Raw genomic sequence first — 8,754 nt, 5'->3', positions numbered from 1 at the left:
GTTCAGTCAGGTGCCAAATATACAGCTTGGCAATTCAGGAAGCCTTCACGACAAACTAAAAAGAGCGTTGTCGTTTGATAAGACTAGTGGAAAAATAAAAATACAATCCGCTGCCCTTTATCCTAATGATGCTATATCATCACTCAACGGAAGCAAAATTCCTTCAAGTTATAAGGTTGATGTCATCGCGAACTCCAAATCCGCAGGTTTTCAGGGAAGGCAAACGATTGACTTTAAGATTACCCCTGCAAAGTTGAATATCAAAGGACTCGATAACCAGGCTGCTATTCCATTTGCTTACATCCTTTATGGTGATGCCGCAAACTTCGATCTTGAAGCCTCAGGGAATATTATGCAGGATATAAACTGGGATATTGAAAACAAGAGCACAATTGGCACAGATGTCTCTGTAGTTAATAGCCAGCTACGCTTCATGACTGGTGCAGGTGATCCGGCCAAAAAAACCGAAAAGTCTTATGATGTTATTCCGGTGTTAAAAAAAGATGGGTTTACTGTCGCAACCCGATCCTTTAGGGTGTTCTTTATTCCACAAATAAAGTTTTTCTATGGAACCTACTATTCAGATCTTGACCTCACTCTACTTTTTAATAATATACATATTGCCCTGTCCAATGGTTACGTATCTGCAGTACCTACACTTTTCCCAGAGAAATACAAATCCACTTTTAGTATAGTTTCCATTGAGAAGGATGGCAAATCTTTTACAGCCCCAACTGGCGTTTTTAGCATCAACGAAAAGACAGGATCAATCACAGTCACCAAAAATACATCACTTACAGCTGGGGCTTATAAGTTTACAGTCAAGGCAGTTACTACTACCGGACTGGAGTTTTCTACAACCTTGACACTTAATATGTCGCAGGGATAAATGCATTTAATAGTTGTCTCTGTCCATTAGGTTTAAATTGGTTACAATCCTTGAGAATATAGCAAAAAACAAGAAGCCAAAAAGCAAAAAGTGTTTTGATATTTACACTTGGATGAGTCTAAGCATGAGATCTGTATGGGGATTTTGATTTGAGGCGGAATCAACTATATACATTTGTGAATGGTCAATTGAATAAGTCGAACGGCTGGAACTGATAGATCCATTAGGATATACGCTTCGACATTATACATTGGATCCAATTGATAGTTGCTCAGTCAGCGAACTTATAAAACTCCATCAAAATGCAAAAGCTAAAATAACCAATCAATGAACATTAGAGACGTATACTTTGAATCACTTTTCGCAATACCGCCGGAAAATCGAATTCGCTTTGTCTTCTGAGACCCTGCCGCAAGGGACGACAATGCAACCCGAAACTTCAGCTAGACTTTCACAAAAAGCTTAACTCAATATCCGGGAAGTTATTAGGAGGAAAACTTAAAAAAGTCTGGAGGCAGAAATTGTACTTATTCCTTGTATATTGAAAAAGCAGTTGCGGGGCAACAGTATGAATATTCAGAATAAAATAAATCCAATTAATTTTGGTCTCATATCGAAAGGCAATAGTAGCAGGTAAAACATTGCATCTGTTTTTCATTTATTTGGTTCAACTTACTTATCAATTTATCATTATAAAGGAAATAAAACCCTGTTCGCTAGCAACTCAGATTTAACATTTGAAAAGTTCTGTCAATTTATGAGTTAGCAGGGGAGAGTTGCTCTTCCCTGCTTTTAAATTTATTTATTTCGAATGCCATCATGTTAATTTCAGCAGTTTACCCGTCAGCTGAAAAAACACTTAAGATAGGTAAAACGCTTAATATCTTAAAAGGATAGCTGGACTTGAAAATAGAAATTTTGAATAACCGATTACTGAGCTTACATGACGATTAAGGTATATACATGAGTGAAAGGTTCATTTCTCAAAGGCATGCTGAGAGAAGCCCAGGCTTTTAATGATATCCATTTTACACTTTTTCAGTCACTTTTTCGACCTAGATATCACACCTTTAGACTTTTGAACAGTGGTGTAATAAATTATTAAAACTTTCAGGCACCTCAGTATGTGAAGTACTATTTCTTTGAATCAATTTATGAAATACCAATTTGTAATTAGAAATAACACATGCTTATTGTTTAAAGTGCATATAAATCTTTGATGAAAACGGGAAAGTTAATCCAAATGTTTGCAAGCTATTTTAAAATTAATCTATTATTTGAAACAACGATAGAAAAGGTTTTATAGCATAAAATCTTATAGTTGGTAAAGATACTGTCTCAACGAATGACCAAATTGATGTATAATGTTCACTTTTCCTTTAGCTGTATGTCTATACTCACCAGTTGAGGCAAAAAATTTATCCCCTATAAATCGATCGCAAAGTCGTTGTTTTCCTTTGCCGTGTTTAAATATTTACGTTAAGTTTTTGAAGGTATAAACTTAATAAAGTATACCTGAATAGGAATTAGTAGAGCTTGAAGTTTTGTAATTTGAAATTACCAATTTAGTGCTAAATAAACATGCTAATTTGATCTACAAGGCTAGATTAGCGACATTTAGATTTTTAATAGTAAGAGGTGTTTTTTGGTAAAGCCAGCTAATCCCAACTGTTATCGAAGGATATTGTTCATTTTTGCAATTCGCCAATTTCTGTCCTACCCTCCCGATATATATCCGTCAAAGCACTCTCTATGTTTTTATAGTCAATAATCTTATGCAAAAAAGCTAAGGCACCAACTTTTTTAGCTTCTTCCACATAGAATGTGTCTACTTCCGAAGTTAAAATGAGCACCTTCGAGTCCGGCCATTTTTTTTAAAATTTCTTTAGTTAATGTAATGCCGTTCATTTCCGGCATTTCCAAATCGGTGAGTATCAAATCTGGAAATATTAAGGTATTTTCTAAGAACCCCAAAAGTTTCACGCCATCATCGAAATCCGCAACAACGTCAAAACCACATTCTGTAAGCATTTCAATTGTCGGCTCCCGGAACCATCGCTGATCCTCTGCATAAGCAATAGTTATTTTACTTTTTGGTATCATATCATTAATTTTCGAAAAGGTTTCAAAAACAAAATACGGCTATTAAATATAAAATCAAATATGAGCCTTGGTACTGGACTCTACATTTACCATACTTTATAGAAAAGCAATACACATGTTTAACAAAAGTCAATGATTACGTGGGATTTTCCCACCCTAACTTCACTCTCGCAAATGTTATATCAATACCATATAGTTATTTTGAGAGATCGGTGACGATAAGCAAAAACTTCTGTTTTTAGACATTTATCCGAGGCTTTTCCTGCAGGTTATTTATAGAAAATATAATTATGTCCTAGTTATCGGTTCAATCACATCACATCAAAATCTATCTATGAAGACATGTAATTTGAGCCTCGAGGATTTTCTGCTAAAGCCCAATTATTCTTGAAACATTCATTAAAGCAGTATCCATTATTCTGTAATCATGTTAAAAAAATCTATGTCATTTTTGCAATGATGATTTTCGCGCGTCAGAAACTTACTAATGTTCACCCGTCGATAGATTCAATCCCGCTAATCTTCAATGGTGACTATAGGTATAAATCGTCAAAAGTATTACTCGATAATTGCTGCTAAATATCAAATTTAATTATTTGTTGCGACTGAATAAATGAATTAATTTCCAAACGTAAGTATCACTTTCTTAATTCGTCTTATCCTGGAATTACTTGTCGTTCAAAACTTTATTCATTGATTTAGAACAAATAGAATCCGAAAAGCACAGTAAAACTCAAAGAAAAAAAGTAGCACGAAGAAGTCCATTTATTCCCCTTAGCTGATAATTGCCATATGAAAGGCGATTATTCTCAATTTGAATCAGTTGATAATTTTTAATGTCAGACAAGTTATTTATTTCCACATCTAAATCAGCCTTCAGCTTTGTCAACTTCCATTTTAAGCTTAAGTCGGTGAAGAGATATGAAATGTCCGCGAAACCTGACCTTTTTGTTGTGATCTGCCTACCCTTAGCGCTTAAGTTTATTTTTTTAAATAATGTACCGGATACGGATAGATTTTGATCGAATCTGTTGACTGTGTTGCTAACACTGTTTTCAGAGGCACTATATGATTTTCCAAACCGTCCAGATCCATTATAGGATAAATTTATTCTTTTCAAGATTTTGCTCTCAAGTCCAAGATTTATAAATTTTTCTTCATTGTTGAAATCAGCAGGCTCATTATTATAAAACTGTTTATACTGATTTAAAGACCATGACATCTTCAGGGAAGCAGTAGTATTGATAAAAAAAAGATACTTGCTTATCCCTGCCTTTACGGTCCAAGAATCAATATTATTATCAAAAGGCACCAGCAATGATCGTTCGATGCTGTTGTCCAATAATATCGTTGAAATCGTGTTAGAAGATATGCGATTATAGTTAATACCCCCATTCATGAAAAACATAGAAAGAGACCTTTGAAAATTATAGAAAATACTCGCTCCGGTAAATTCCTCATCCTTAAGTTCGCCTGAATTAGATTGCAGGGTTCTGTAAGAAGTAAGAATAGCACCACGATAAATACTAGAAATATCTCCAAAATCCCTATTAAAGTTCCCATTCAGTTGGAGAAAATCTTCAGCAGAGGTCCGAATTTTAATTTTCGCAGCCGGAGCAATCACCAAAAAATTTTTTCTCATTTCTTGAAGTTGCTGGCTGAAATTATAAATTTGGTAAGAGAGTGGAAAATTAAACGTCACCTCAAGTCTTTCTTTTTTCCATTCATAGCCTGCAAATGCGGAAAACTTCTTTTCCTTCCATATAATATTGTTTCCTGAATCTCCTGCATACGGATATTCCTCCCCAGTAATTGGAGTTAAGAGGATTCGTGAGTTTAGTCGATGGGTTTCGGTAATTGCACTTATTTTATAGTTTTGCCGTAGCGTTCTTGATATCAATCTGTAACTAACCGAACCATTCACCGAAAACAGCGGGCTTGTTATATTTTCTGACAACGACATATATGGGTTATCATTATTTAAAATCAGAGGGTTTAATCCCTTATCAATTTGAAAATATTGAGGATTGTCAAAAAAATTGACCCTCCAGGAGATATCCAAGACATTGCCGGACTTCAGCAGCGGAGAATATCGGAAATCGTTGGAAAAGTCCCTAATATTAGTCTTGAGCTTTTGATCGAAATTCAAGCCATTTAAGGACATGTTTGCCGAGGTAGCCTCCCTGCCCAGGTTTATTTTTAAGTCATTATTCAGAAAGTATTTATCTTTATTCAGCATCGCCTTGATCGTTCCGCCGAAGAAAATAGGCCTTTGCACAGCGGACTGATTTTCTGTATAGCGGACAATGCTATCAGAAAGGGTATAGTCAGAAAAGCTACTGTAGCTAAAACGATTTCTGTCGAGCAAAAAATTCAAATTCGACTTCAACTGAAGTCCATTACTATAATTGCGGAGATTATTTGCATTAACCATTAAAGAATTATTCAGATAATACCTTTTTTGGGGCAAATCTGGCTCCTGAACGGTGCCTGAAGAAATTAAGGGATTTGATTTGTCACTATCCAATCCAGCCAAAAATCCGTTCGTACCTAGATTTTGTAAATCTCTCCGGTAATCAAGACCGATATCGTTGGCTTGAAGAACATTTAACATCTTGAATTTTTTATTAAAAAGGATTGTATTGAGCGCTGCATCATATTGCTGGGGAAGCCCGCCACCAAGCATTGCCTGACCGGACAGGGAAAGATTTGCCTCATCCTTTATGACCAGATTCAAAGCGACATCATCACTTTGAACTCTATTCTGAATCACTTTGATAGGCTGATGGTTTTGCATCACATCCACACTTTGAATAACATCTAGTGGGATGGTTCTGGTCCCCAATGCATATTTTCCATCCAGCAAATCGTCCCCACCAATATACATATTGGAAATATTTCTTCCATTGTACTTAATCCGTCCATTTTCTTCCACCTCAATCCCAGGCATACGCTTTAGCACATCCCCGATACTTCTATCGTTTTCCTGGCTAAATGACCGCACATTATAGCTTAAGGTATCTCCTTTGGCATTCAGGATTGGCTTACTTTTAATTTTTATATCGGCAAGTTCTATTGCCGCACTCTCCATTACAAAATTGTATTCTAATCTCGAAGGCTGTAGGTTGACTGTTGACTTTTTTAATCCTAAATAGTTAACCTCTATGTATAGTTTTTCCAGAGCTGTTGAAGATGGTATTCTGAGAGAATAGCCACCCTTATCATCGGTTGAAGTAAAGCTGAGAATGTTTCCTGCAGCGTCCTTCAACCTCACACTGGCGCTTGGAAGCACACTACCATCTTTCAGCTTGATTAGCCCAGATACGGTAATGGCTTGTGCCTGCGCATGAACTGGAAAATATGTTGATATAATAATTGCTAACAAAAATTTAATGGCTAATCTCCCAATCATTATTTGCTTAATTCCACCTCTCCATAATAAACGGCATCACAGTCGCCTAAATAATCTGGATTAACCCTCACGCATCTGTAGCCCCCATCACCAGAAGTTGTGCAAATGCCCTTGTCTCCTGCGACACAGGTCCATCCCCCGCTCTGGGCAGATAGTTTCAATGAATAAATACCTAGTACCATAATTATTAGGGTTCCGATAATGAATTTTAGATTTTTCATAATGTTAGTTTTAGGGTTTATTTTCTCACAATTTCAATAGGATTGTTTATTACAGGCATCAGTGCAAGGGCTGCGCTTGCCTCAACGTTGTAAATAATGCCCTCAGAAGCCTCAACCTGTGTCTTTCTGAATAAGGACCTGTTAGCCATCATAGCCTGTTTTAGCTTCGCAACTTCCTCCTTAGAAGCTCTGACGACTTTGACCGCGTTTAGCTGCGTTCGCTCTTCTGGCAGCTGTATGGTCTGCGAAACGGTGAAGTCAACAAGTTTGTTTTTGGACAGATTTTCCTGCGATACATTTGAGTGAATGGCTTTCTCAAATCCTTTCAAATGATAAAAGACTTCATTTCTTGAATCCCTGGCTTCTATAATAAGCCCTGGTAGACCTGCTAGTAACCAAGGTCCTGTCTGAAAGGGAATATCCGGAGCAAACCAAACCTCCCAGTTCCGCCCTTTGAACTTTGCACTTGCCTTCTGGCACCGGATTCCGTGAAAACTAGTTGTGTCGTTGCTCAGCGTCCAGGTCTGAGCAATCTCAGGTTCTTCATAGAGATAATCCCTGATAAGGAATTCCTTAACATATACTTTCTTCTGTGTATTAAATCGATAGACCTCCGTAGGAGTTGTGTATCTCCCCGCTTTATATCTAACAACTGGAAAGTCACTACCCGAATAATTTTTTGTTGCCTCCTCTTTCTGCTTTTCCATGCTCCTGGTTTGATAGATTTTCGCAAGACTGGTGAATACCGAAGCATTTTGACCTATAGCCAGCAGCATCTCTTCCTTGAAGGTATTGGATCTGTTATTAGTATCCAAAACGTGAATGTATTCATATATGGCCCTCGCCACTACAGGATGCGGAGTCTGGGATAATGCCTTTATCTGCAGGCAAAGGCAACTTGTAAATAGCGTTATTGTTGATATTATTTTCATATTTACTTTGAGAAAACTGAGACTTCCAACAATTCCTGGTCTGGGTTGATAATAATACTGCTGGGATATATGGAATCAAATCCATTATCAACGAGCTCATTCCGTTCGTCAATGAATACATTATCACCAAAAACATTATCATCTTTGAATTTCATTTTTAGTATTTTAACATCACCAATTGCGGTAAAAACAAACAGGTTTTCTTTGTCTCTTGCATGCTGCGTAAAATATGTTTCCGCTTCACTGATACAGCCTGTGCAGCCAGACCCAGGGATAACAATTATATTTTTATAATCCTTGGGATTAATGTTGTGCGCTTTCATTACCGACTCGAAGTTTTCTTTTTTGATGTTCACCTCATGCTTCTTTTCCTGTGAATTGCATCCAATCACCACCAGTAAGCAGAATAGAATTATATATCTTATCATTTTAGTTCTTTATTAGTGTAAATCGATCGAAAATTAATTTGCTGTTATCTTTAAGATATTTGTTGTTATTCGCGATTAAAAGTCCATCCTTATCAACAAAATATCGTCCGGGGCTGTAGTCGTAGGGTATATCATAATAAAACAACGTCCGAAAGGTATTATCCATGACGGCAATCGAACATCTCATGGGAATTGAATTTCCAGGATGCCGCACGAAACGATAATAAACATCCCTGTACTTATCATAAACAAGACCAATCAAGGCATAGTTGGAAGTGAAATGTTTGTTGGCTTGCCCAAGGGTGAAAGATTGATAATCCTTCAGGTTTCCAATTGGCTTTATCAATTTGTCGTATTTGGTTGGAGCAACGAACATTTTCGTTTTCTTTTTGGCTACATCTATCATTTGGATCTCATTGGAAAACATTGGCGCCACAACTATTTTTCCATTGTTTTCCGTACTTGAGAAGCTATTAAGCCCTCCATAAAAAGAATTTATGGAGCTTTTTGGAATGACACCGTAATAGGTTGTCTTTTGGTCCATGTCAATGGCCCGCAGTACACCCCACTTTTTGTAATTGTCTATTTGGTATTTCTTTTTGGGTAGAAATATTATATATCCTGTTGTCAGAACCATGTCTCCGTAAAATGAGATGGGGCAAAAACTAGAATTGCATGCAATCATATCAGCACCAACCTTTCTACCAACCCCAGGTTCGGCAATCTTCTTTAATAGTTTGCCATTTTTGTCGATGAGTAGTGTGTACGT

General features: G+C 36.8%; 7 protein-coding genes. 1 reads left to right on the top strand and 6 read right to left on the bottom strand.

What is annotated here, in order from left to right:
• A partial coding sequence (locus tag ON09_RS20395; RefSeq protein ID WP_010602923.1) for a hypothetical protein occupies positions 1-889 on the top strand: 889 nt, incomplete at its 5' end.
• A gap of 1,803 nt (positions 890-2,692) precedes the next feature.
• Here the strand turns inward: ON09_RS20395 and ON09_RS20390 are convergent.
• The 6 genes from ON09_RS20390 to ON09_RS20365 all read right to left on the bottom strand — a co-directional run.
• Positions 2,693-2,992, bottom strand: coding sequence for a response regulator (locus tag ON09_RS20390; RefSeq protein ID WP_010602922.1), 300 nt, complete (start codon positions 2,990-2,992; stop codon positions 2,693-2,695).
• Between the two features lie 733 nt (positions 2,993-3,725).
• Positions 3,726-6,377 (bottom strand): carboxypeptidase-like regulatory domain-containing protein, encoded by a 2,652-nt coding sequence (locus ON09_RS20385; protein ID WP_157259032.1) that lies wholly within the window; start codon positions 6,375-6,377, stop codon positions 3,726-3,728.
• Between the two features lie 26 nt (positions 6,378-6,403).
• A complete protein-coding gene (locus ON09_RS20380) occupies positions 6,404-6,586 on the bottom strand; it encodes a hypothetical protein (protein ID WP_157259031.1) in 183 nt (60 codons plus the stop codon).
• Between the two features lie 56 nt (positions 6,587-6,642).
• Positions 6,643-7,557: a GLPGLI family protein gene (locus ON09_RS20375; RefSeq protein WP_010602919.1), complete on the bottom strand. Its 915-nt coding sequence runs from the start codon at positions 7,555-7,557 to the stop codon at positions 6,643-6,645.
• Positions 7,558-7,559: 2 nt separating this feature from the next.
• Positions 7,560-7,985, bottom strand: coding sequence for a hypothetical protein (locus ON09_RS20370; protein ID WP_010602918.1), 426 nt, complete (start codon positions 7,983-7,985; stop codon positions 7,560-7,562).
• 1 nt (position 7,986) lies between these two features.
• On the bottom strand, positions 7,987-8,754 hold a 768-nt coding region (locus tag ON09_RS20365; RefSeq protein ID WP_010602917.1), incomplete at its 5' end, for a DUF4221 family protein.

It is taken from the genome of Pedobacter agri PB92 (genome assembly GCF_000258495.1).
Lineage (GTDB): Bacteria > Bacteroidota > Bacteroidia > Sphingobacteriales > Sphingobacteriaceae > Pedobacter > Pedobacter agri.
Note: the sequence above shows the minus strand (reverse complement) of the source record. Positions and strands in the feature narration are given on the sequence as shown.